Source organism: Rhodococcus sp. NPDC055112, assembly GCF_053607505.1.
The window spans coordinates 1-24,460 of sequence record NZ_JBSGTR010000051.1 but is presented as its reverse complement, the minus strand read 5'-3'; the positions used below and the strand labels follow the sequence as shown (position 1 = coordinate 24,460).

At 68.8% G+C, this 24,460-nt stretch carries 21 protein-coding genes and 1 tRNA gene; 9 read left to right on the top strand and 13 right to left on the bottom strand.

Annotated elements, in window-relative coordinates; all coding sequences use genetic code 11:
• Window positions 1-87 precede the first annotated feature (87 nt).
• Window positions 88-1,026 carry an IclR family transcriptional regulator gene (locus ACWFRB_RS19835; RefSeq protein ID WP_452642988.1) on the bottom strand — a complete coding sequence of 313 codons (939 nt, stop codon included), beginning with the start codon at window positions 1,024-1,026 and terminating at the stop codon, window positions 88-90.
• A gap of 91 nt (window positions 1,027-1,117) precedes the next feature.
• On the opposite strand from ACWFRB_RS19835, the gene ACWFRB_RS19830 reads away from it, so the two are divergent.
• The 3 genes from ACWFRB_RS19830 to ACWFRB_RS19820 are packed head-to-tail and all read left to right on the top strand — an operon-like array spanning window position 1,118 to window position 4,256.
• A complete protein-coding gene (locus ACWFRB_RS19830; protein ID WP_452642987.1) occupies window positions 1,118-2,284 on the top strand; it encodes a hypothetical protein in 1,167 nt (388 codons plus the stop codon).
• A 7-nt stretch (window positions 2,285-2,291) separates the two neighbouring features.
• Window positions 2,292-3,074 (top strand): SDR family oxidoreductase, encoded by a 783-nt coding sequence (locus ACWFRB_RS19825; RefSeq protein WP_452642986.1) that lies wholly within the window; start codon window positions 2,292-2,294, stop codon window positions 3,072-3,074.
• 45 nt (window positions 3,075-3,119) lie between these two features.
• On the top strand, window positions 3,120-4,256 hold the full coding sequence (locus ACWFRB_RS19820) for a sulfotransferase family protein (RefSeq protein ID WP_452642985.1): 1,137 nt from the start codon (window positions 3,120-3,122) through the stop codon (window positions 4,254-4,256).
• A gap of 22 nt (window positions 4,257-4,278) precedes the next feature.
• On the opposite strand, the gene ACWFRB_RS19815 is transcribed toward ACWFRB_RS19820, so the two are convergent.
• The 4 genes from ACWFRB_RS19815 to ACWFRB_RS19800 form a co-directional block, all read right to left on the bottom strand.
• Complete coding sequence (locus ACWFRB_RS19815) at window positions 4,279-4,827, bottom strand: arsenate reductase/protein-tyrosine-phosphatase family protein (RefSeq protein WP_452642984.1); 549 nt, start codon at window positions 4,825-4,827, stop codon at window positions 4,279-4,281.
• Between the two features lie 141 nt (window positions 4,828-4,968).
• Window positions 4,969-7,068, bottom strand: a complete 2,100-nt coding sequence (locus ACWFRB_RS19810) for a membrane dipeptidase (protein ID WP_452642983.1) — start codon at window positions 7,066-7,068, stop codon at window positions 4,969-4,971.
• A 783-nt stretch (window positions 7,069-7,851) separates the two neighbouring features.
• A complete protein-coding gene (locus tag ACWFRB_RS19805) occupies window positions 7,852-8,697 on the bottom strand; it encodes an alpha/beta fold hydrolase (RefSeq protein ID WP_452642982.1) in 846 nt (281 codons plus the stop codon).
• A complete protein-coding gene (locus tag ACWFRB_RS19800) occupies window positions 8,694-10,487 on the bottom strand; it encodes an N-acyl-D-amino-acid deacylase family protein (RefSeq protein ID WP_452642981.1) in 1,794 nt (597 codons plus the stop codon). Before ACWFRB_RS19800 ends, ACWFRB_RS19805 begins: the two co-directional genes overlap by 4 nt.
• A 100-nt stretch (window positions 10,488-10,587) precedes the next feature.
• On the opposite strand from ACWFRB_RS19800, the gene ACWFRB_RS19795 reads away from it, so the two are divergent.
• A complete protein-coding gene (locus ACWFRB_RS19795) occupies window positions 10,588-11,226 on the top strand; it encodes a TetR/AcrR family transcriptional regulator (protein ID WP_452642980.1) in 639 nt (212 codons plus the stop codon).
• Here the strand turns inward: ACWFRB_RS19795 and ACWFRB_RS19790 are convergent.
• From ACWFRB_RS19790 to ACWFRB_RS19780, 3 genes are read right to left on the bottom strand one after another with little or no spacing between them, the layout of a single operon-like run.
• The gene (locus tag ACWFRB_RS19790; protein ID WP_452642979.1) at window positions 11,223-12,293 is read right to left on the bottom strand and encodes an ABC transporter ATP-binding protein; all 1,071 of its coding nucleotides are present in this window, start codon (window positions 12,291-12,293) and stop codon (window positions 11,223-11,225) included. The genes ACWFRB_RS19795 and ACWFRB_RS19790 overlap by 4 nt on opposite strands.
• Window positions 12,290-13,855 carry an ABC transporter permease gene (locus tag ACWFRB_RS19785; protein ID WP_452642978.1) on the bottom strand — a complete coding sequence of 522 codons (1,566 nt, stop codon included), beginning with the start codon at window positions 13,853-13,855 and terminating at the stop codon, window positions 12,290-12,292. The genes ACWFRB_RS19790 and ACWFRB_RS19785 overlap by 4 nt, the downstream gene beginning before the upstream one ends.
• A 4-nt stretch (window positions 13,856-13,859) precedes the next feature.
• Window positions 13,860-14,894, bottom strand: a complete 1,035-nt coding sequence (locus ACWFRB_RS19780) for an iron ABC transporter substrate-binding protein (RefSeq protein ID WP_452642977.1) — start codon at window positions 14,892-14,894, stop codon at window positions 13,860-13,862.
• Window positions 14,895-15,087: 193 nt separating this feature from the next.
• On the opposite strand from ACWFRB_RS19780, the gene ACWFRB_RS19775 reads away from it, so the two are divergent.
• Both ACWFRB_RS19775 and bfr read left to right on the top strand, forming a co-directional pair.
• The gene (locus ACWFRB_RS19775; protein WP_452642976.1) at window positions 15,088-15,294 is read left to right on the top strand and encodes a (2Fe-2S)-binding protein; all 207 of its coding nucleotides are present in this window, start codon (window positions 15,088-15,090) and stop codon (window positions 15,292-15,294) included.
• A gap of 89 nt (window positions 15,295-15,383) precedes the next feature.
• Complete coding sequence (gene bfr / locus ACWFRB_RS19770; RefSeq protein WP_452642975.1) at window positions 15,384-15,869, top strand: bacterioferritin; 486 nt, start codon at window positions 15,384-15,386, stop codon at window positions 15,867-15,869.
• A 94-nt stretch (window positions 15,870-15,963) separates the two neighbouring features.
• On the opposite strand, the gene ACWFRB_RS19765 is transcribed toward bfr, so the two are convergent.
• The 5 genes from ACWFRB_RS19765 to ACWFRB_RS19745 all read right to left on the bottom strand — a co-directional run bounded on the left by ACWFRB_RS19765 (window position 15,964) and on the right by ACWFRB_RS19745 (window position 22,098).
• Complete coding sequence (locus tag ACWFRB_RS19765; RefSeq protein ID WP_452642974.1) at window positions 15,964-16,947, bottom strand: TIGR03086 family metal-binding protein; 984 nt, start codon at window positions 16,945-16,947, stop codon at window positions 15,964-15,966.
• A complete protein-coding gene (locus ACWFRB_RS19760; RefSeq protein ID WP_452642973.1) occupies window positions 16,944-17,249 on the bottom strand; it encodes an ArsR/SmtB family transcription factor in 306 nt (101 codons plus the stop codon). The genes ACWFRB_RS19765 and ACWFRB_RS19760 overlap by 4 nt, the downstream gene beginning before the upstream one ends.
• 162 nt (window positions 17,250-17,411) lie before the next feature.
• Entirely contained in the window at window positions 17,412-20,693 is a 3,282-nt protein-coding gene (locus ACWFRB_RS19755) for an arabinosyltransferase domain-containing protein (protein ID WP_452642972.1), read from the bottom strand.
• Between the two features lie 79 nt (window positions 20,694-20,772).
• A tRNA-Cys gene (locus ACWFRB_RS19750) sits at window positions 20,773-20,843 on the bottom strand.
• A 61-nt stretch (window positions 20,844-20,904) separates the two neighbouring features.
• On the bottom strand, window positions 20,905-22,098 hold the full coding sequence (locus ACWFRB_RS19745) for an MFS transporter (protein ID WP_452642971.1): 1,194 nt from the start codon (window positions 22,096-22,098) through the stop codon (window positions 20,905-20,907).
• 115 nt (window positions 22,099-22,213) lie between these two features.
• On the opposite strand from ACWFRB_RS19745, the gene ACWFRB_RS19740 reads away from it, so the two are divergent.
• The 3 genes from ACWFRB_RS19740 to ACWFRB_RS19730 all read left to right on the top strand — a co-directional run.
• Window positions 22,214-23,038 (top strand): SDR family NAD(P)-dependent oxidoreductase, encoded by an 825-nt coding sequence (locus ACWFRB_RS19740; RefSeq protein WP_452642970.1) that lies wholly within the window; start codon window positions 22,214-22,216, stop codon window positions 23,036-23,038.
• Between the two features lie 39 nt (window positions 23,039-23,077).
• Window positions 23,078-23,611 (top strand): MarR family winged helix-turn-helix transcriptional regulator, encoded by a 534-nt coding sequence (locus ACWFRB_RS19735; RefSeq protein WP_077042273.1) that lies wholly within the window; start codon window positions 23,078-23,080, stop codon window positions 23,609-23,611.
• Window positions 23,612-23,638: 27 nt separating this feature from the next.
• Window positions 23,639-24,460 (top strand): hypothetical protein (locus ACWFRB_RS19730; RefSeq protein WP_452642969.1); only part of this gene is annotated, 822 nt, incomplete at its 3' end.

The following is a 24,460-nucleotide window of genomic DNA, read 5'->3' as shown; positions in this document are numbered from 1 at the left end:
TTTTTGTACCGGGGCGGTTCGAAATTGAAGTCTGAGCCGACAATAGAACGTGTTCTAGGTCGGGTCAATCCCCCCGCCGATCGACGCCTAACCCGGATCTGCGCGCCGGTCCGGCCACCGCCCACCCACCTCCGCCGTCACCGCGTCGGCCGCCGCCGCGAGGGCCTTTCCGCGACGTTCGACCTCGGCGCCGCTGATCGACGAGCCCACGTCCAGGGTCAGGACCAGCGACTGACGCCCGTCGGCGTCGTAGGCGGGCGCGGCGATCAGGCTCACCGGATACTCGGCGTCGGCGGCGAGCTCACGCCCCAGGTACACCCGCTCACCCAGGCTCGAGACCATCTCGCCGAGCAGCTCGCGGATCTCCGACGGCAGGTCTTGCCCGGCGACGCCCTGCATCAGCGAGAAGAGCCTGCGCCCCATCGGGGTCAGCCGCTCGACGAGGTAGCCCGCGTCGCGGCAGTCCTCGACGACGTCGCGCAACAGATCGCGGTCGAGTACCACCGGCAGCGTCGGTTCGCGGCGCAGCCACGCCTCGAGGTCGTCGTCGGTGCTCCACAGCACGTACATGAGCCCCACCGGTGGCGCGAACGGGTACGCCTGCCCCACCTTGACCGCGGTTCGTCCGGCCTTCATGCCGGGCGGCATCGCCACCTCGAGGATCATGATCCGGTCGCCCACCACCGCGGACGCCGTGCAGACGGCCCCGAACTCGGCGGCGAGCCGGTCGAGCTGGGTGCGCGCGATCGGGCCGACCGCGAAGCCGCGCTGCGCCGCCCGTCCTGCGGCGATCAGCGCGGGGCCGAGACCGTAGGTCTTCGACGCCGGATCGCGGGTGAGGTAGCCGCCGGATACCAGCGCCGAGAGGATCCCCAGGCAGGTCGGCTTGCTGATCGAGAGCGCGCGGGCCAGCTCGGACAGGCCGAAGCGCTGTTCCTGGCGGGCGACCAGGTAGTCGAGCACCTGCACCACCCGCTCGGTCGGGGGCGAGCGACGGCCGGCGACGGTGTCCTGCTCTTCAACCATTGACCACTCCTTAGAACACGTTCTATTGTCGGACCCTCACCGGTCTACCACCTAGGTACATATTTGTACCACTTGAACGCGAGGAGCGGGAGTGCTGACAGAACCCCTGGCCGAGGCCATCGCCGAGGCCGAGAAGCTGGTCGAGGCCGCCCCACACATCCGGTCCGAACAGGACCTGCTCGAGGGCTACCAGTACCTCGCAGGCGGCATCCTTGCCACCGTGCACGCCGCCTGGGCCACCGAGAAGACGCACCCCACCTTCATCCAGGGCACCGGCCCGTACATGAAGATGGGCCTCGACAACCCGGACACCCTGTACTTCGGCGCCCGGATCAACGGCGACGCGGAATACGTCGTCACCGGAAAGCGCGGCACCACGGCCGATCTGAGCTTCCAGGTGCTCAGCGGCAACTACACCAACGCGAACGTGCCGGGCAGCGTCACGGCCTTCGACGACCGCGAACTCCACATCGAGGACGACGGCTCGTTCGAGGTCCGGTTCGGCCCCGGCCCGGCCGACGGCAGGCCCAACTACTTCACCCTCGCGCCGGACTCCTCGCAGCTGGTCGTCCGCGAGGTCTACAGCGACTGGAGCCAGCAGCGCGGCACCATCCGGGTCGATCGGGTGGACCGCATCGGGGTGCCGGGCGACGCGCTCACCAAGGAGGAGACCGAGAAGCGCTTCGCCCGGGCAGGCAAGGCCCTGGTCAGCCGGGTCAAGACGTGGCTGCAGTTCCCCGAGTGGTTCTACCTCAAGCTCCCGGTGAACACGATGACCGAGCCGCGGCTGACCCCGGGCGGCCTGGCCACCCAGTACTCGTCCGTCGGCCACTACGAGCTGACCGACGACCAGGCGATGATCATCACGGTCCCGAGATCCGATGCGCCGTACCAGGGTTTCCAGCTCGGCAGCCTCTGGTACATCTCGCTCGATTACACCGGCCACCAGACCTCGCTGAACAACGCGCAGGCCCAGGTCGATCCCGACGGGATGATCCGGATGGTGGTCAGCGAGCGCAATCCCGGCGTCACCAACTGGATCGAGACGGTCGGGCATCCCCGCGGGTACCTCCAGTTCCGCTGGCAGCGCACCTCCCGGGAGTTCACCCCGGCCGACGGGCCGACGGTCGAGGTGGTGAACCTGGACGAGGTCGCGTCGAAGCTGCCGTTCCACGAACAGAACAAGATCACGCCGGAGGACTGGACCGCCCGCATCGCCGCGCGCCAGGCCGCCGTCGCCAACCGGATGCTGGGGTAGTACGACCATGACAGATCTCTTGCAGGACAAAGTCGTTGTGATCTCGGGTGTCGGACCCGCGCTCGGCCGCACCCTCGCACTGCGGTGCGCCGCCGCGGGGGCCGACCTGGTGCTGGCCGCCCGCACCCAGTCCCGGCTCGACGAGGTGGCCAAGGAGGTCACCGACCTCGGCAGGCGCGCGGTCACGGTGTCCACCGACATCACCGACCAGGCTTCCGCCGAGAACCTGATCGCCGCCAGCGTCGACGCCTACGGCAAGGTGGACGTCCTGGTGAACAACGCGTTCTCGGTTCCGTCGATGAAGCCGCTCGCGCGCACCGATTACCAGCACATCCGCGACAGCATCGAGCTGACCGTGCTCGGCGCGCTGCGGCTGACGCAGCTGTTCACCCCCGCCCTCGAGGAGAGCAAGGGCGCGGTGGTGAACATCAACTCGATGGTGCTGCGCCACTCGCAGGAACGCTACGGCAGCTACAAGATGGCCAAGTCCGCGCTCCTGGCGATGTCGCAATCGCTCGCCACCGAGCTGGGCCCCAAGGGGATTCGGATCAATTCGGTCGCGCCCGGCTACATCTGGGGGGACACCCTCAAGCAGTACTTCGAGCACCAGGCGAAGAAGTTCGGGATCACCGTCGAGCAGATCTACGAGCACACCGCGGCGGCCACCGACCTCAAGCGCCTGCCGGAGACGGAGGAGATCGCGGACGCGGCGATCTTCCTGGCTTCCTCGATGGCCAGTGCCATCACCGGCCAGTGCCTCGACGTCAACTGTGGCGAGTTCCACCACTAGGAGTGCGGCCCGCGGAACGACCGGACAACACAGAGAAGGCACCACATGACTGAACGCACCACCGTCGGCACCGTCGAGGACCTGCACGCCTCCGCCACCCGGATGACCGGCATGACCGACTTCGGCACCGACGACTACACCGAGGCGCTCGGGGTCCTGCTCGACTCCTACGCAAGCGACGAGGACCTGACGCCGTTCGGCAGCAAGATCTCTCGGGTCTTCCTGCGCGGCGCCCTGGTCGCGCGACTGCTCAGCGAGGCCGCGTGGAAGCAGCACCCCGAGCACGCCGACGTGCCGATCGAACGGCCGATCTTCGTCACCGGACTGCCCAGGACCGGCACCACCGCGCTGCACCGGCTGCTCACCGTCGATCCCGCACACCAGGGCCTGGAGATGTGGCTGACCGAGATGCCGCAGCCGCGTCCGCCGCGCGAGAGCTGGGAGTCGAACCCGGTTTTCCAGGGCATCGAGGCCCAGTTCAGCAAGCACCACATCGAGCACCCCGAGTTCATGGGCGTGCACTACATGTCGGCGGGCGAGGTCGAGGAGTGTTGGCAGCTGCTGCGCCAGACCTTCAAGTCGGTGTCCTACGAGTGCCTGGCCAACCTGCCGACCTACTCGAAGTGGCTCGAGGGGCAGGACTGGACCAATGCCTATGCGCGGCACAAGAAGAATCTGCAGCTGATCGGCCTGCCGGATCAGGACCGCCGGTGGGTGCTGAAGAACCCGAGCCACCTGTTCGCGCTCGACGAGCTGCTCGCGGTGTATCCCGATGCGCTCATCGTGCAGACCCACCGAGCTCCGAGCACGATCATCCCGTCCGTGTGCAGCCTGGCCGAGCAGGCCACCGACGGCTGGTCGAACAAGTTCCGCGGCGAGGTGATCGGGCGCAGCCAGCTCGAGCTGTGGGCACGCGGCCTCGAGCAGTTCAACGCCGCACGGGCCGAGCACGATCCGGCCCAGTTCATCGACGTGGACTACCAGGATTTCGTCGCCGACCCGCTCGGCACGGTCGAGGGGATCTACACCCGCTTCGACATCCCGCTGACCACGCAGGCCCAGCAGGCCATGGAGTCGATGCACGAGGAGAGCCGGTCGGGTGACCGGCGGCCCGCACACAAGTACACCCTCGAGGAGTTCGGGCTCACCGCCGCCGAGGTCGAGGAGCGCTTCGGCGCCTGATCGGACGAGCGATCCCCGCCCCTCACGCGACCTCCGGCACCACGCCGGCGTGCAGGGCGGGGATCACCTGCAGCAGTGCCTCCGCGATCTCCTCCCCCACCCGCTCGAACGCTTCTCTACGCAAACCCACCGGATCGCTGATCGACTCGCCACCGGGCCGGACATCGTCGCGCCCCGCGGCCATCTCGTGCACGGTCCGCGCCCCGGTCAGCCACACGATGCGGTGCGCCTCCGGCAGCGTGAAGGTCCGCTGTGCGGCCTCCGGCACCAGTCGCACCACCTCGTCCCGCACGGACTCCGACATCGCCAGCACGAGATCGGCCCGTTCGATCTGCTCGGGCCGCAACCGACGGGCGACGAAGCCCGACGGGTCTCCGCCGAGCCCGCGGAGCACCTCGGCCGCGACCGGTTCCATCGGGAACCCGACCAGCGCCCTTGTCCCCGCGCTCTCCGCGCTGAAGGTCGTCCCACCCCCCGAAGCCGGTCCCAGCTCCGCGGCAATGGCGATCGCCAGGCGCTCGGCGATGGCCGAGCGGCACACGTTGCCGTTGCAGACGAACAAGACGTGCATGGCCGGACTGTATCGATGCCTGTCGCCCCCCGCGAGCCGGGAACTCGCCTCACGGGGACGGATCACCGGGTATTCATCGCACGTACCCGAGGAGTTCATCGCCGTGTCCACTCGAGCGAGCAGTCCTCGGTTTCGGGTCGCCTACTTGGCGACCCGCTCCCACATCTGCAGGTAGGCCTCGGCGCCGCGGCTCATGTCGTCGATGATCTGGTCGCCGTCATTGCCGGCCGCGTTCCGCATGTCCGCGATCCAGTCCGGAATCAGTCCGTAGTGCGCGACGCCGTCCTTGTTCAGGTCGAAGACCCTTTCGCCGGTGCGCTGGCGATCCATCGTCGTGCCGCCGTCGAAGGTCTTGTACGGATACTGCAGCGGCTTGGTGGCGGCGTCCCCGCGGGGCGGAGCCTGCGGGGCGATCCCGCCGGAGTCGGCGCCGAAACCGTAGCCGAAGTAGTACTTGTCGCTGCGGTCCGCTCGGGCCTGCTGCCAGGAGGTGAGGAAGTTCTCGTGGTCGTCGCCGTCGTCCGAATGACCGCCCAGGCCGAAGGCGTAGCCGGCGACGAAGCCGCCGAGCGCGTAGATCCGCTTGTAGTTCAGCGGGTCGGTCCAGCTGTGGCTCGAGACCACACCGGAGTACTTGGCCTGCTCCAGGATCCGCAGGGTGTCCTCGGCGGTCTTGACGCTCATGTGGTCGACGTCGACGATCATCCCGCGGTCCATCATGCCGCGGACCATGTGCTCGCCGAGCTTTGTCAGGCCGCGGGTGTTGCACACCGGTCCGGACGGGTACACCGGCGTGGAGCTGCCGGTCGGCAGCGCGGAGAGCACCTCGGCCGAACCGTCGCCGACGGGAATCAGCGGCTGGTCGTGCGCCGGGCCCTTGCACGGCTCGACCTCCCAGAACCTGCCGGTGCCGAGGAAGTTGCCCACGTTGACCGCGACGCCCTGGATGCCGGCGTCGAACCGGGTGCCACCGAAGGCGTTGTCGAACTTGTGCGTGACGAACATCTGCCGCACGCCCATCGCGTAGACCTCGTCCAGGCCGCGATCGACGTCAGCCTCGGTGCACTGCGGCACGCCGTCCCGCAGCCCGCACCCGAACGGCTCCGACGTCTCGATGCCGATGGTCACCGCGAGCTTGCCCTCGCTCGCGACCTTGCGGACCTGCTCGGGGGAGCTGACGATCCGGAACCAGCCGCGTCCGGGTCCGCCGTACTGGGCGTCGATGTAGTCCTGCATCTCGTGCACCTGCTTGGCCTGCGCCCGGATGGTGTCCATGTCGTTGCAGGAGCGGTTCTTGAGCGGGTACACATCGCAGAGCACCCGGTTGTTCACCAGCAGGTCGGTGAACATGCGTAGTCCGCCGCGCCACGCCCGCTCGATCCACTTGTAGTAGGTCTGCTCGTGGGTCAGCGAGTCGTGGGCGGGCCAGTCCTTGAAGGTCGGCCAGCCTGTGGTGTCGTGCGCGGCGACCGGGGTGCCGTGCGAGAGGATGTTCTCCAGCAGCGCCGGCATCCCATCGCTGCCGTGGTCGGGGCAGTCGACCAGCGCGACCGAAATGCCCTGCGGATCGAACGGCTTGCCGCAGTGCAACTTGCCGCCGATGAACAGGTTGGCGTCGAGGTGGACGTGCGCGTCGATGAACCCGCGCACCTCACCGTTCGGTCCGGTGCCGGACAGCGGCTTACCGGTCGCGTTCACCTCGGAGTCGGGGAACGTCGCGCAGCCCTCGGCCGGGGCGAGGACGAAACGCCCGCCCGCGGGATTGGCTCCGGGGTCGGTGAGCTCCATGTTCCCGTTGGCGGCCGTGAGCTGGCTGCCGTTGGACGTCGCGGTGATCGCGTAGGTGCCGTCGGTGTGCGTCAGCGTCCAGTCGGTGGTCGGCAGCGCGTCGCGGGTCGAGACCACCGCACGCTTGCCGTCGTGGGCGAGCATGTCGCCGCCCTTGCCGTAGAACATGAACCGGCCCAGCTGCGCCGCATGCGTGCGGAACGCCTCCGCGCCGCCGACCGTGTCGGCGTCGGCGCGGTAGCCGCCGTCGGCGCGGCGGACGAACTTCCCGCTCTGCTCCGACTTGAGGGCGTAGCAGCCGTTGGCCAGCCCGAAGACAGGATCATCGCCGGGGCCGACCGGGTCGGACGACGGCTGCGACGCCGCGATCCCACCGCCGGCCAGGACCAGCGCCAACGTGGCGGCCAGTGCATTTACCCATCGACGGCGTGTACGCCCTGGTTGATGTGTCATGTGATGCGCACTCCGGATCAGCGTGATGTGTGACTTATGGCGTGTGGCAGACCGTCTCGGACGATCGCCAATGCTCAGTCCGAACCAATGTGACGCGCACGAGATTTCGGTGCGATCGCCGTTGGGTTGACCGAGCAGGTGGGTCGATCCACGATTTCTCATGGAAATGTAGATTTCGCCGAGCGGACAACCGGATCGCATCCGGGGAAAGGCGCATTCCGATCGAGTTGGCGAGCCGGTGGAATCCGAACTCGAATTTCGAGCCGGACCTCCGCGGCGCCGGTCTCCGATCTGACCGATGTGGACTATTCAGGTGCCCACTGGCAGCTGCGGTCCCGAGCCGCTCTCTCTGCCTGTGGCGATCCGGTGCTTTCCCGAACGTTGGCGCTTCGGGGGGGGGGGGTGTGGTTCGCCGTGTGCGATGAAACCATAGAGCGCTCCGACCCAGAAGTTAAACACTTCAATCTCATCGATTGACATGATTCGAGTTGTCAGTCGGCGAATCGGTGGCGCGACCCAGCTGGCGGCCAGCGCGCACGGTCCACACCTCCGCTCGGCATCTGAAACCCTCAGAGGGGAACTCATGAACACCAGCACGAACGGTCTGCGTCGCGGGCTACAGATTTCTGTTGACGGCCCTCGCGGTCGGCTTCTTCTCCGCGGGTGCGGCGAACGCCGACACCCTCGTGCCGCTACCTAGCGCCGACCGCGGCCCCCAGTATCTGGAGCGCGCGGCGCGCCCGCAACAACCCACGAGTCGTGGGCGTAGCGGCGCCCGCTGGACTACCGCGAGTGCGCCGCCAGGTGTTCACCGAGCAGCGCGTCCAACCGCTCCGGGGCCTCGTCGGGGATCCAGTGGCTGACTCCCTCGAGGACCTCGAAGGCGTACGGCGCGGCGACGTACCGGCCGGACTGTTCGGCGCCTACCCGGCCGAGCGCGGTGTCGCCGTCGCTCCAGACGTGCAAGGTGGGCACCCGCACCTTGCCCGCCATCGCACCGGGCGCGGTCAGCGGCATCGCGCGATACCAGTTCAATCCGCCGCGAGCGCGGATCTTGTCGCGCATCGGCGAGAGGTCCCGATCGGCGATCTCGGCGCTCATGCCGCTGTCCTGAAAGAGGCGGCGCACCAGGTCACCGGAGGCGAAAAGACGTTCCGGCAGCCAGGGCAGCTGGAACAGAAACATGTACCAGGACTTGATGATCTGGTTGCTGGTCAGCACTGCTCGAAAGAACGCCGCCGGGTGCGGCACCGACAACGCGGTGAGGGTGCGCACGTGGTCGGGGTGGTGCGAGGCGAAGCCCCATGCGAGCGCGGCGCCCCAGTCGTGCCCGACCAGATGGACCTGACCCAGGCCCGCCTGCTCGACCAGCGCCAGGACATCGCGTTCCAGCTCGGGTGACCGGTACGCCCAACGCGAGCGGGGGCGTGCGCCGACCGAACAGCCGCGCAGGTCCGGTGCGAGGGTGCGGAACCCACGCCGGTGCAGCAGCGGCACGAGCCGATCCCAGGAACGGGAGTCCTGGGGGAACCCGTGCAGCAAAACGACGGGTGCCCCGTCGACAGGGCCGGCGTCACGGACGTCGAAGCTCAGGCCATCACGGATGAAGGAGACGATCCGCTCGCTCATGAACGCGACGCTACCCGGTCCTGCGCACCTACACCACGGGCCTTGGCTCCGGCAGGCAAGAACTGTCCGGTCTTCTCGACGCCGAATCCGGGGGTGAACTCGCCGTCCCGGTAGACGAGCCTGCCGTTGATGACGGTGGCCACCGCCGCGGCATCGCTGCGGTTCACCATCCGGCGCAGGCCGCCGTACTCGGGCACCGCCTCCTCGAACAGCCCGTCGACCGAGGCGTCCAGGCCGGCCGGATCGATCACCACGAGATCGGCGCGGTCGCCCTCGCGCAGATGGCCCGCGTCGATGCCGTACCAGTCGGCGAGCTCGCCGGTGAGCCGGTGGATCGCACGCTCGATCGTGAGGAACGGCCTGCGCGCGGACTTGGCGTCGTTGACGCGCTTGAGGAGCCGGATCGGGTAGTTGTAGAACGCCATGTTGCGCAGGTGCGCGCCCGCGTCGCCGAACCCCATCTGCACGCCGGGGCTGGCGGCCAACTTGTCGGCGAACTTCGGCCGGTGGTTCGCGACCGTGGTCCGCCACCGCAGCGTCGCGCCGTACTCCACCACCAGGTCCAGGTACGCATCGACCGGGTGGACCCCCCTCTCGTCGCCCACCCGGCCGAAGGTCTTGCCGATCAGGGTCTCGTCGGGGCAGCCGACGATTACCGCGTCGTAGAAATTGCGGTGCCAGATGCGCGGTGAGAACTTGTTGTCGTAGTCCTTGCGGAACCAGCGGCGGTACTCCTCGTCCTGCAGCAGCGCGTTGCGTTCCACCTCGTTCTTGAGGTGCAGGGCGGCGGCACCCGCGCCGAACTCCTCGAACACCACCAGGTCGATCCCGTCCGCGTACACGGTGAACGGCACCGGCAGGTGTTGCCAGCGGAAGTTCGTCTTGGCGAAGCGGTTCAGCAGCGGCGCCGCCGTCAGCATGAAGTACACGATCGCCGGGTAGGCCTTGGAGTCGGCGCCGGAGAGCAGCGAGGTCTTGAGCGCCTTCTTCCGCCCGATCGCCGAGCTCTCGACGAAGAACGCGGCCACGTTGGGGTGCAGGTTGATCGTCGGCGCGCTCTGCAGGATCTTGCCGCGATCGCGCAGGATCCGGTTGAGGAAACGGAACTCGCGCCAGCGCGCGTAGGTCGACGGCAGTGAGCGCGAACGGTATTCGTCGCCGTCGATCTTGTCGAGGGCGTTGGTCATCGAGGACAGTCCGAGGAACCCGGCGTCGATGGCCTCGGTGAGCATCGAGCCCATCCGGTCGAGCTCGGCGGCGGTGGGCTTGGTCTTCTTGTCCGTGCCGCGGCCGAGACCGAGTACGTGGGTGCGGATGTCGGAGTGGCCGATGAAGCCTGCCACGTTCGGCCCGAGCGGCAGCGCGTTGAGCGCGTCGACGTACTCCGCGGGCCCGCGCCAGGTCTTGTGCTCCTCCAGGATCCGCAGCACCGACTCGCGCGGCACGGCCTCGACCCGACTGAACAGGTCCGCGCACTCGCGCGGGGTGGAGTAGACGGTCGAGAGCGAGCAGTTGCCCAGGACGACGGTGGTGACGCCGTGCCGGACCGACTCGGGCAGTCCTGGGCTGACCAGAGCCTCCGCGTCGTAGTGGGTGTGCACGTCGACGAAGCCAGGGAGCACCCACTTGCCTGCCGCGTCGATGACCTCGGTGTCCGGCCCGACGGGGAGCGCAGCGGTGGAGACCGTCACGACGACGCCGTCCCGGATCCCCAGGTTACGCAGCTGGCCGTTCGTCCCGGTGCCGTCGAACCACAGGCCGCCAGTGACCACGATGTCGAACTCGGGCATTGTCGCGCTCCTCACATCGAGTAAGTGTTACCCGAGGTTACATATCCCGTTGAGTAGAAGTCAATGGACCGGTTGAGCATTACTCAATAGAGTGCTCGGCATGGCCACTGCCCCTCGCTCCCCCGCCGATCGGCGCGCCCAGATCCTCGAGGTCGCGGTGCGGATGCTCGAGTCCGAGTCCTTCGACGACCTGTCGATGGACCGGGTGGCCGCGGAGGCAGGCGTGTCGCCGCCGTTGCTGTTCCACTACTTCAAGAACAAGCAGGGCTTCCGGAACGCGGTGCTCCAGGCCAGCGCGGAGGCCCTGCAGCAGCGGATGACGCCCGACCCGACGCTGCCGACATCTGCCCAGCTCCGCGCGGGCGTCGAGACCTTCGTCGACGCCGTGGTCGCGCACCCGACGAGCTACCTGGCCGTGATGCGGTTGGCGGGCAGCGGCGACGAGGGCATGCGCCGGATCTATCGCGGGATGCGGCGCACCTTCACCGACTGGATCGTGCACGCGCTTGCCGAACTCGGCCTGCCCACCACCCCCGCCGTCGACGCGGCCGTGCAGGGCTGGCAGGCCTTCATGGAGGAGGTGGTCCTGTCCTGGCTGGACGAACCGACCATGATCCGCGTCGAGGTGATCGACCTGTGCGAACGCGCCTTCTACCACCTGCTGCCCGCCGCCGGCCTCGACGTCGAGCAGATCGCCCGTGCGCTGGCCGCGGCGCAGCCGAATACCGTCCCGTCCTAACCGCTTTGGCCCGCGACAGGGAACACCTCGGCCTCACCCAGCACCTCGATGGCCACCAGCGAGCCGACCGCCGGAGTGCGGGTGCCGGCCTGACGGACCCTGATGTGTGTCGGCGAGGAGTTCAGGGTGATGTCGAGCAGCGCCTGCGAGCCGAGAAACTCCGTCGCCGTCACCGTGCCGATCTTTCGCCCGTCGGGCGCCGCACCCAGGTCCGAGGCGACGATCTGTTCCGGGCGTAGCAGCATCCGGGCCGGCCCCTCGAACGCGTTCGCCCGCACCGGGATACGGCCCAAGGCGCACTCCGCGACGCCGCATGCCACGACGGCGGGCAGCAGAACACACTCGCCGAGGAACTCGGCGGTGAAGATGTCCACCGGACGGTGGTACACCTGCTCCGGCGCACCGACCTGGGTGAACCGGCCCGCCCGCATCACCGCGACCTGCCCGGCGAAGGAGAGGGCCTCCTCCTGATCGTGGGTCACCAGGATCGTCGTCACCCCCGCCGCGTCGAGCGTCTGCGCCACCGACTTCCTGGTCGAGGCCCGCAGGCCGGCGTCCAGGGCGCTGAACGGTTCGTCGAGCAGCATCACCTCGGGCTCGCGGGCGAGCGCGCGGGCAAGCGCTACCCGCTGCTGCTGCCCACCGGACAGCTCGTGCGGCCGCCGCCGCGCATAGGACTCGTCGAGCGAGACCATCTCCAACAGCTGCGCGACCCGCCTGCCGGACCGCGCCCGGTCCCCCAATCGCGCGCCCCGCAGGCCGAACCCGATGTTCCCCGCGACGGTGAGATGCGGGAACAGCGCGCCGTCCTGGGCCACGTAGCCGACCCGCCTGCGGTGCGCGGGCACCACCCGGCCGGGCCGCGCGACCAGTGAACCGGCGATCGACACCGTCCCGGCATCGGGGCTGTCGAACCCCGCGACGACCCGCAGCAGGGTTGTCTTCCCGCAGCCCGACGAGCCGACCACCGCGGTGGTGGTGCCGCGCTCGACCCGCAGGCTCACCGCATCCAGGACTTCGGTCGGGCCGTAGGACTTCGACAGGGATTCGATCTCCACCTCGCTCACAGGCCTGCCGCCTTCTGGGACTGGCGCAGCAGCAGGTAGGTCATGGGCAACGCCAGCAGGATCATCGCCAGCGCGAAGGGCGCGGCGGCTGCGTAGTCGAGCTCGCTGGTCAGCGACCAGAATCGGGTCGAGAGCGTCCGGGTCCCGTTCGGCGCGAGCAGCAGCGTGGCGGTCAGTTCCGTCACGATCGCCATGAACACCAGCGCGGCGCCTGCGGCGGCCGCGGGCGCGGTCAGGCGCAGCGTCACCCGCACGAAGGTGCTCGCCTGCGAGCGTCCGAGCCCGGCCGACGCCTCCTCGAGCCCGACCGGGACCTGCGCCAGGCCGGAGCGCAGCGACACCAGGGCCCGCGGCAGGAACATCAGCACGTAGGCGGTGATCAGCACGATGACCGTCTGGTAGAGCGGGTTCGCGTAGCGGATGGTGACGGTGATCAGTGCCAGCGCGGTGACGATCCCGGGCAGCGAGCTCGTCACGTAGTTGCAGCCCTCCACGACCCTGCTGAACACACCCGGGCGCCGCACCGCGATCCAGGCCACGGGGAACGCGAGCGCGGCGGTCACCGCGGCGCCGAACAGCCCGAGGGCGAGGGTCTGCGCGAACGCGGGCCAGAGCGCGCTCGTCCGCCAGACCTCCTTGCCGCCGATCCGCAGCCAGCGTGCGACGGTCCACAGCGGGACGCCGAGGGCCGCGACGGTCAGTGCCACCAGCCCGAGCGTGGCGGGGATCGCGCTCCACCGCAACCGGATCCGCTCAGGCCTACGAGGCGCGCCCGAGCCCACCCGTGCGTACCGGGCCGACCCCCTGGCCGCGGCCTCCGCGACGAGCAGGACGAGACAACACAGCACCAGCACGCTCGCGAGCATGCTGCCTGCCGCACCGTTGAAAGTGGACTGGAACTGCTCGAAGATCGCGGTGGTGAAGGTGTCGAAGCGGAGCATCGCGAACGCCCCGTACTCGGCGAGCAGGTGCAGCCCGATCAGCAGTCCCCCGCCGAGGACCGGCAGCCGCAGCTGTGGCACGACGATCAGGAAGAAGACCCGGTACGGACCGGCCCCGAGCGCACTCGCCGACTCCTCGATGCCCGGGTCGAGCCGACGCAGCGTCGCGGCGACGGGCAGCGCGACCAGAGGGAAGTAGGACAGCGTCGCGACAAGAACCCCGGACCACAGCCCGTGCAGGGACGGGATCACGCTCACCCACGCGTAGCTGTTGACGAACGCGGGCACCGCCAGCGGCGCGGCCAGGATCGGGGCCCAGAACCGATGCCCGAACACCATGGTGCGCTCGACGATCCACGCGGCGCCGACCCCGAGGGTGATGCAGACGGGCACGGTGATGACCACGAGCGCGACGGTGTTGCGCAGCAGCTCCCCGACCCGGGGCCGGAAGATCAAGGCAGATGCCGTTTCCCAGCCGGTGGCGATGGTGGTGGCGATGACGTATCCGAGCGGGATGAGGGAGACCGCCACCAGCACCGCGACCATCGCCGCGACGACCGGCGGCACCCGCCGTCGCTCCGAACGCCCTGATCGGGGGCGTGCGAGCGTGGGCGCGATCATCGCACTAGAGGAGGCCGGCCTCGGTCATCAGTTGGGTGACCTTCTGGCTGTTGAGTTTCGACGGATCGACGGTCGGCGCCTGCAGGTCAGCGAGCGGCACCAGCGCCGGATTGGACGGGACGCCGCTGCCGATCGCGTACTCGAACGAGTCGCCCTTCTGCAGGATCTCCTGTCCGGCCTTGCCGGTCACGAACCTCAGGAACTGCTGCGCGGCAACGGCTTTGTTGCTCGACTCGAGTACGCCGCCGCCGGACACGCTGACGAACGCGCCCGGGTCCTCATTCTTGAAGTAGTGCAGCTCGGTGTTGGCGCTGTTCTCGCCCGTCTTGGCCTGGTCACCGAACCAGTAGTACTGGTAGATGATCCCGCCGGGCACCTCCCCCGCATTGACGGCCTTCATCACGGCACTGTTGCCCTTGTAGGGGACGGCGTTCTCCTTCATGCCCGCCAGCCACGCCCGCGTCACGTCCTCCCCCTTGAGCTCGAGCAGTGCGCTGACGATGGCCTGGAAGTCGGCACCCGACGGCGAGGCGGCCCAGCGCCCCTTCCAGCTCGGGTCCTGAAGGTCGAGCAGCGACTTCGGCAGCTGGTCCTGCGGCAGCTTGTCCTTGTTGTAGACGAAGACCGTCGAGCGCGCCGCGATCCCCGTCCACTTCCCGGTGGACGGCCGATACTGCTGGGGCACCTGCGCGAGGGTGTCGGGATCGAGGTCGGTGAACAATCCCGCGTTCTCGACGAGCGCCATCGCGGGCGAGTTCTCGGTGAGGAACACATCGGCCGGGGACGCCCCACCCTCCGCGACGATCTGATTGCCGAGCTCGGTGTCGCCGCCGTTGCGCAGGTTCACCGTGATCCCGGATTCGGCGGTGAATGCATCGACCCATTCCTGGGTGAGCGATTCGTGCTGGGCGTTGTAGACGGTGATCTGCTCGGGCTCGTTCGCCGGGGAGCCGGTCTCGTCGTTCCCGCAGGCGGTCAGCCCCACCAGGGTCGATGCCAGAAACGTCGCGCCCGCGATCGTCTTCCATCCTGCTGCCATGACGGTGCCCTCCGGCCGCGGTGACCATCGGGAATCCCCGATGAGGATTGCCTCAGCAACGTACACCCGTGGGTGCGTTCGCGGGCCGCGATCAACCCACGATCAAGATCAAAAAGTTGGGTTAGCCTACCCTTTTCATCGGCCGATCCTTAGTGTAGCCTTCGCTGAGGAAGCTGGGCTGGAGGATCTCGACATGTACGTCTGCGTTTGCGAAGCAGCCACCGAAGAACACGTGCAGCAATGCATCACTGCGGGGGCTCGCACCGCCAAGCACGTCGCGCTGGGCTGCGGGGCGGGGCGCGGGCGCGGCTGCGGCATGTGCCGCGACCGGATCAAGTCGATGATCGAACAGCACTACGCCACCGTCGTCGAATGCGAGGCAGAACCGATCAGCGCCTAGTTGCGATTCGTGCACAAATACACCGAGTGAATTCACCCGGTGAGGGTTAGGCTGACTCTAGTGTCCAGCCCACCCCCACCGGAGGTGTCATGCGCGGCGACGATGAGGTCATTGCTCTCCTGAACGAGCAGTTGACCAGTGAACTCACAGCAATCAATCAGTACTTCCTGCACTCGAAGATGCAGGCCAACTGGGGCCTGACCAAGCTCGCGGAAAAGACGCGAGAGGAATCCTTCGAGGAGATGCAGCACGCGGAGCTGCTCACCGACCGGATCCTCATGCTCGAGGCCCTGCCCAACTACCAGCGGCTGCTGCCGCTGCGCGTCGGACAGACCATCCGGGAGCAGTTCGAATCCGACCTGGCGATCGAGGTCGAGGTCGTGCAGCGCCTCCGCCCCGGCATCACGATGTGCCGCGAAAAGGGCGACCACACGAGTGCAGGCCTCTTCGAGAAGATCCTTGCCGAGGAGGAGGACCACGTCGACTACCTCGAGACCCAGCTCGAGCTGATCGACAAGCTCGGCGAACAGCTCTACCTCGCGCAGACCGTGGATCAGCCACCGACTGCCGGCTGACCCACAGATACCCGAGCCCGGCAGGCGACCACCTGCCGGGCTCTTGTCGATCACCCCTACGTACGGCCGACGACCGCAGCCGGAGTGCGGTGGGTCAGGCGCCCACTGCGATCGGCGTACGCCCGGAGAATGCCGCGAGCCGATCGATGGGGGTGGCGTCCCCGGCCGGGGTGACCTCGTCGGCGAATGCCGATCCCCTGACGGCGGGGACGATCACCTCGGCCAGACCGCGGACATAGTCGACGAGTTCGTCGGAGATGTGGAGGGACTGACCGCTCGCCTGGGCAAAGTCCCAGCTGTGGAGGGTGAGCTCGAGCGGCAGGATTCCCGCTGCGAACGATGCCGGTATCGGCGAGCCACCGGAGCCGGGCACGGTGCCGTCGAGGTCGACCGAGTGCCAGGCGTCGATGGCGCGGCCGGCCAGGGTCGAGACGCGGTTCTCCAGCGATCCCGATGCGGGGTCGGCCTCGGGGGCGCCTGCCATGGCGCCCAACTGGACCAGTGACGCGAGGAGGTGCTCGGCAAGCTCGTGGCAGCTGAACTCCCCACACGGCGTCGGCTTGGGCCGATCCTCGGCAGTCAGATTGCGCAGGATCGGTTGCAGCACAGCCAGTGCCGCCTCCGCCGCCACGACGGGGGTGAGGTTCTCCGGCGCGTAGGCCCACTCGTCGGGCCCGGCATCGCCGGTGGCGGCCAGACGCTCGAGACGCTCGAAGTAGTGATCCCAACCTTCGGCATGGGACTTCGCCTGCTCCGCATTGAGTCCCTCGTGGACCAGCGTCACCAGCGAACCGCCGTCGGTCGGCTCCACGGTCACGGTGACCGTGGACCCGTCGTACGGCAGGTCGGCATTGCCGTCCGAGCCCCAGCCGAACACGATCCGGCGACCCGGCTCGATCTCACGGAAGGTGCCCGCCGCGATGTGACCCGGGTTGACCGTCCACCGGTAGGAGCCGCCGGCGCGCAGATCGACCACCGCCGAGACGGTCTGCCAGCGGCGTAGCCGCTCCGGCTCGGTGAGCAAGGCGAACGCCTCATCGGGACTGACAGGTAGGAATGCTGTCTTGGTGTAACTCATGACTCGCTCCTCAGGGTGTGTGCGTCGGCGACCAGTCGGTCGAGTTCGTCGGTCCAGAACTTGTCGATCTCGGCCTGCAACTTGAGCAGCCCACTCGGCAGGACTCGGTAGATCCGCTGTCGGCCGACCTTCTCGGCCTCGACCAGCCCGGCGTCGGCCAACACCAGGAGGTGCTGGGAGATCGCTGACCGGGTCACCGGGAACTCGGCAGCGACCTCGCTGACGGTCCTCGGTCGCCCCGCCAGCAACTGCAGGATGCGTCGCCGGTTCGGTTCGGCAGCAGCAGTCAGCGGGTCAGTCACGAGAAATACGTTAGCAGCGACTAACGTATCTGTCGCCGCCGCCAGGGCCGCCGCAAGGGGAACGCCCACTCGCCGGCGCAGCTGGTGCTCATACGAGTCGGGGCCGACCATCAATGGCCGGCCCCGACGGTCGAGCAAAGGCGGGAATCGAATCGCGGCGTGTCACCACGCGATGTTGATCGGCCCCGGATCCCATGCGCCCGATCGCCGCACGGTGGCGGTGTCCAGCTGTGCCGGTGCGGCATTCGGGTCGATGCGTGCGTACTGCTCGAGGCTCCCCCAGTCCCGGTCCCAGTCCCCGTCCAGATAGGTCGGCAGGGTCCGGCCGGTGGCCGTCATGTCGATCCAGCCGAGGGGGCCGCCACCGAAGTGGTCCTGCCACAGGCTCGTCATCACCGCGCCGGGGCGGTCCGGGAGGATCCGGTATTCCGGGATCTCGGCCACGCCGAGGCGGTGGTCGAACGGCCGCTGGCACGGGAACTGCAGTGCCACTTCCCAGTCGATCATCGTCGGTGTGGACGAGCCGACCAGATCGTTGAGGGTCCGGGTCTGCGGGACCCGCGGCGGCGTGACGGCGACCCACTGGTCGGGGTCGGTGTCGCTGTCGTCGACGACGATCCGAACGGCGTTCGATTCCGCGGGAACCTGGTCGAGCGGCACCCGGAGGTTCCGCCACGAGGGTGCGGGTCCGATGTCGATGGGCATGGCGCTGCCCAGTTTCCGGACGGTTCCGTCCCCACCGCGGACGCCGTACTCGAGTTCGACGCGGGCTCCGGGGGTGGCGATGCCGTCGCTGTCGACCGAGTAGACGCGGCCCGCGACGGACATCGAGACCAGGTCACCCTCTGCGGGCAGGACATACCAGTCCGAGGTCAGCGACGCGGGTCCGCTCGCCCCGAAGGTGCCGAGGACAGGCGTGGCCCCGGGATCGAGACCGAACGGCAGGGCGACGCTGCTGCCGTTGATGCCGGAGGCGCCCTGGCCACCGGCGGTGCCTGCCGCGTTGCTGGACTTGGCGTCCTCGTTGTCGAGTGACTTGGCCATGCCCTCGGAGGCGGCATTCTCGTCGGACGTCAGGTCACCCGCCACCCCGTTCGGGGTGAATCCGGCGCTCTGCACGCCGAGCGCGTTCGCCGGTGCGGCCGTGAGCGGTTGCAGGACAGAGGCATTGGGATCGGTCTCGACGAGCACGTCCTCGGCAAGGCCGCAGGAGTGGCCGGCGAGGGCGCCGAAATTCGACTTCGCCAGCGAAAACGAGGGGTACTGGGCGATCGCCCCCTTGGTCATCGAGAGCACGAAGAACACGACCATCGCCCCGGCCGCGACCGTCAGTGGGGGAATCGACCAGAGTGGGCCCGGCCGAGCGGCCCTGTCTTCATGGGGTTCGCGGAGGAAACACCACGCGGCGACAAGCAGCATCACCACGGTGAGACCGAGCAGGATCGTGCCCGCGCCGAGCCCGGCGATCGTCACCGGCTTGTCCCACCAGGGGATACCCCAGGCCGACACGTACCACCAACTGTTGCTGCTGGCGAACGCGAGCGCGAGCACGAACAGCACGACGGCGGCGAACAACGCCCTGTTTCGGCGCGACCGGAGCACCATCGGGCCCACCGCGACGGCGGTCAGCACGGCCAGCGACCCGGCCAGGCCTGCGTAGATCCCGAAATGGTGCGTCCACTTGGTGGGCGTGAACATCATCAGCACCATCGCCGCGATCGTGATGCCGATGATCCGGCGCGACGGCCCCGCCGCGGTTCCTGGGATCCGGCCCCCGCGACGCAGCATCACCAGCAGGCTGGCGACGATCGAGAGGACCATCACGAACACCCCGAACCGTCGGGCCAAGGACCCGTCGGCGTTGATGATGAACAGCCACTCGTAGCGCTTGTACTCCTCGAACCAGGCGTTCGTCGGAGGAATCGTGTGCACGTGCTGCATCTCGATCACGGCGGCGAGGGTCTGGTCTGCGAACACCGCGACCAGGACGACCAGACCCGCGGCGGCGATCGGGCCGAGCACTGCGAGGTAGCCGACGATCTTGGCGCGCGCGGCGACGATCGCCAGCACCGGCCTGGCGCCCGCGATCAGCGCGCCGAAACAGATGATGCCGGAGGGCCCGACGGTCACGGTGAGCGCGCCGATCAGCACGGCGACCGCGGCTGGGAGCAGACGCCGGGTCGCGATGGCGCGCTCGACCGAGCACCACGTCAGCAGCACACCGGCGGCGACGATCGGCTCGGGGCGCAGGCCGTTGTTGTACGGCAACCAGAACGCGAGGAACACCAGCCCGCCGGTCCACATCGCGACCCGGTTCCTGCGGACCGCAGCGCCGAGGCGCGGGGCCACCTCACGGCTGATCACCAGCCAGCACACGATGCCCGCGATCAACGCCGGGAGCCGCATCCACGGGCTGGCGGTGGACACCTTCGTCATCAGCGCGAGCAGGTCGTAGTACGGGGTCCCGAACGGTGCCTCGGGCACACCGAACCAGCGGAAGTAGTTGGCCATGTAGCCCGACTCGAACGACGTCCTGGCCATGGTGAACTGGTAGCCGTCGTCCGAGGTGGTGGCGCCGATGAAGTGCCACAGCAGCAGCGTTCCGATCACCACCGCGTCGATCGGGGTGAACTTCCACCAGCGCGCGGGCAGGAACCGCCGGGAGCGTCGTCCGTCGAGGCCGTCGATGCGGTGCAGCCCGACCAGGGCGATGGCGGTCGCGAGCACCGCGACGATCATCGCGACGAGCTTGATCGCGGACGGCGTCGACGTGAACCGGGTATCGAGATCCGCGTGTACCGCCAGACCAGCGGGTGCAGCGCCCTCGAGGTCGCTGAACACACCAACCAGTTGCGGCCGGAAGTCGCCCGCGAGGGTGGTCGGGTCGCTGCCCGCGAGCGTGGTGATGGTCCGCTCCGCGTTCGAGCTGACGGTGACCGACCGCCCGGCGAGCTCATCGACCGGGATCGAGAGCAGGGTGTGGTCACGCTGGACGATCTCGAACTGCGCGGGCCCGCCATCCGAGCCGGGGCTGACCCGTGCGACCACGCCGTAGCGGGCCGCGTCCGCCGCGCCGACCGGGGCGGTCGAGACCACGACCCCGCCGGTGTCGGACAGTTGCGCCGCCGCAGCGGAGGGAATGGTCGCGTCGAATCCGAGGGGCGCGTACGACACCAGCGGAGTGTCGACGCCTGCGGTCGAGTCCGCCTGGGGCCAGGACAGGCTCGCGGTCTCCTGCTGGACTGGGAGGAACGGCACCGACAGCGCGGCCAGGATCGCGAGAACGGACGACACCACCGCAACGAGGCGAACCCGACCGGCCTCCGCGCGGGCCACCCCTGCCGGGTCCGGTCGGCTCGGATGCGGTCGTTCGTCTACGGCGCTAACGGTCACGCCGATCGATGCTAGACGGCCCTCCGCCGAAAACGTTCCAAATGGTCTCATCCGTCGAGCCGTGCGAGGGGGGCCGGGCCGGTACGGATGCCAGTCGGGGCTGACCCCCGCAGGCCAGCCCCGACATGCGAGCGGATGACGGGAATCGAACCCGTGTGAACGGCTTTGCAGGCCGGTACCTAACCACTCAGCCACACCCGCATCGATAGGTCACTCTGCCGACCGACGGACCTTTCGACCAGGGTTCGACTCAGCGTGATTCTTAGTCCGCCTGGCTCGGGCGCCGCAGCGCCAGCAGGGCACTGAACCCCGCCGCCAGCAAGGCGAACGCCACCGCACAGACCGCGAAGGCGGTGCCGCCGAGCGTCGTGACGCCCAGCGCGGTGGTGCCCGCGCCCGTGCCGATGTAGAGAACCGAGTTGTTCCAGGACACCGCGGGCGCGCGTCGCTCGGCCATCACCGTGGTCAGGTACACCTGCGCGGTGCTGAAGAACGCGGTGCCGCAGAAGAAGGAGAGCACGAACCCGGCGAGGCACAGCTGCCAGCTGTCGGCCGTTGTCGCGATGCCAAGCGCCACCGCCAGCACCAGGCCCCACCCGACGCTCAGTTCCGAGACGTGCCTGCCCGCAGAACTCCACCGGTCGATCAGCGGCCCGGCAACCATCGAGCCGATCAGCGAACCGATCCCGACCACCATGCCCACCAGCCCGAGCACCCCGGTCTCGAATCCGAACTTCGTGGCGAACAGCGCCCCCGCGTATGCGTAGGTGCCGAGGCGTGCGGCCTGCACGAAGAAGTTGCCTGCCATGATGGTCCGGAAGACCCTGATCTTCCACAGCCCGAACGAGGACCTCAGCGCAGACAACGGCCGACCGGACGATGCTGATACCCGCACCGATTCGCGCAGCCGTAAGGCGATCAGTGTGCCCGCAGCCACCAGTCCGAGCGCGACCGCCGCAAAGGCGAACCGCCAGCTCGACCCGGCCGCGGCGAACGTCGCCAAGGGAACGCCGACGATCTGACCGCCCGCGTACGCGGCCGACCCCCTGGCGATCGCACGACCACGTTCGTGCGGTGCCGCGGTCTCCGCCAAATAGGCCCACATCGCCGGGCCGACGAGGGCACCGCCGATACCGCCGATCGCGCGAGCCGCGAGCAACCAGCCGAGTCCCGGTGCCAGCGCGCACAACAACTCACCGGTCGCGAAAACCGCGATCCCGGACAGGATCACCCGTCGACGCGGCAGGTGTTCGGTGAGCGCCCCGACCAGGGGGCTGGCGATCGCGTAGGACAGGCCGAACACCGTGACCACCCAGGCGGTGGCGGCGATGCTGGTGCCGAAGTCCTCGGAGATGGTCGGCAGCAGCGGGGACGCCAGGAACAGCTCTGCGCCCATCAGGAAGAACACCGCCTGGATCAGGGCGTGCTGGCGCCAGGGTGTGTGCGGCTGCGTCAAGACTCACTCCTTCGCCGCCGACGCTACCGCGACCGCTCGGCCGCCCCAGCGATCGACTCCCGCTGACAGGGAAGCGGAGATGCCCGGGCCGTGCCCGAGCTCCTACGGTGCGGTCATGACTGCATTCGACTTGCGGGACCTGGCCGGCACCACCGCGGTCGTCACGGGGGCGGCCTCCGGTATCGGCGCGGCGATCGCCCGCCGGGCAGCCGGGCTCGGAATGCGCGTGGCACTGGCCGACTTCGACGGTGCCCGGCTCGACGAGGTGGCGCGCGAGATCGCCGCCACCGGCGCCGAGACACTCGCCGTGCGCTGCGATGTGACCGACCCCGACGACCTCGAACGGCTGGCCGAGGCGACCACCGACCGGTTCGGGCCGGTGCGGCTGTTGGTCAACAACGCTGGCATCGACAGCACCGGGCGGCTGTGGGAGCTCGACCCGGAGCGCTTCGACCGCGTGCTCGGCGTCAACGTCACCGGCGTCTTCCACGGGATCCGCGCCTTCGTCCCGCGGATGCTCGCGGCGGGCGGGCAGGCGCACATCGTCAACACGGCCTCGATCGGGGCCGTCACCACCGTCCCCACCCAGGCCGCCTACTGCGCCAGCAAGCACGCGACGCTGGCCATGACGGAGTGCCTGGCAATCGAACTCGCCGCCGAGCGCGCGCCGATCACGGTCGCGGCGCTGCTGCCCGGCCCGGTGCACACCGCGATCTACGAGGCCGCCGGGTCCGACGGTTCGGCGGGTGCCGCCACCCGGGACCGGATGGAGGCCTTCCTGCGCGAGAACGGGGTGACCCCAGAGCAGGCCGCGGACACGATGTTCGAGGGGCTGGCCGCGGGAAGGTTCTGGATCTACACCCATCCCGAACGCGCCGACGATCTGCTGCGGCTGCGGGCCGACCGCCTGACTGGCCACCTGGCGCCGACCGCGCCCTGAGATACCTGCAGGTGGCGGTCGGCGTGGGATAATGGCGGAATGCCGCCTTCGTCACCCTTGCCACTCGATCCGATCGAGGAGGCCCACCGCCAATGGGAGGAGCACGGCTGGGGCGATGTCGCAGATGGGATGGCCGCGGTCACCTCGCTGATGCGCGCGCAGCAGATCATGATGGCCCGGGTCGAAGAGGTGCTCAAGCCGACCGGACTCACCTTCTCGCGGTACGAACTGCTGACGCTGCTCACCTTCACCCGCACCGGCGCCCTCCCGATGGCGAAGGCCAGCGCCCGTCTCCAGGTGCACCCGACCAGCGTCACCAACGCCGTCGATCGGCTCGAATCCGCGAAACTCGTTCGCCGAGTTCCGCATCCGAGCGACCGTCGCGCTACTCTGATCGAAATCACCCAGGCCGGCCGCGATTTGGCTCTCACGGCCACCGAGCAGCTCAACACCCAGGTCTTCGCTCAACCCGGATTGTCCGCCGATAAGCTCGACACCCTCGTGCGGATTCTCGCGGAGCTCCGCCGTAGCGCGGGCGACTTCGACACCGGGGACGCACCCACCAAGTGGTGAGCTGATCAGCGAGCAAGGAGTGCGACGTTGGTGCTGGTTCTTGGCGTGTCGGCGGGCGCTAGTGGAGCGCGCGCGGTGCTGGCGCTCTCGGATCGACCGCATCACGAACCGGTGGCGCGCTGCGACGTTCGACGTCGCCCCGGCACGACCATCGGTGAGCCGGTCATCTCCGCGATCCGCACACTGCGCGCCACCGCGGTAGAGCGGGCCGCGTTCATCGGGGCGACCGCCGTGACCCTGCGCACCGGCATCGACCCCGACGTGGTGGAGAGCGCCACCGCCGCGACCACCCGGCAGCACGTGCGGGTGGTGCCCGAAACCTCCGCCCAGTTGCGGTATCTCAGGTTCACCGGCCGACTGCCGCGCCGCGGCTCGGTCCTGCTCTACGACGTGGGGAGCTCGGGACTGGCCGCCTGCGTGGCGGACACGGTGTCCGGTGAGGTGCTGGCGTCCCGCCGCAGCGCGGTGGTCGGCGGGGACCAGTTCGACCGGCTGGTGCAAGAGCACCTGGCGGGCCGCGGGATCCGGCTCGAGCAGGCGGCGTGCCGCGATCTCAAGGAGCAGCTCGGGTTCGAGCGGATCGTCACCGCCAAGGATCCGGAGACCGGCGCGTGCCAGGTCCTGACGAACAACGATCTGGCGGGACTGGCCGCGGATGCCGTCGCCCACTCGAGCACGGTGCTGCGCAGCATGATCCGTGAATCGGGCACCACGCCGTCGTCGATCGTGCTGCTCGGGGGCGGCGCGCACACCCCGGCCCTTGGTTCACGGCTGGAGACGCTGCTGCGGATCCCGGTTGTCGTGCCGCCGGAACCGGCCTCGGTGGCGGGGCGAGGAGCGGTGCTCCTC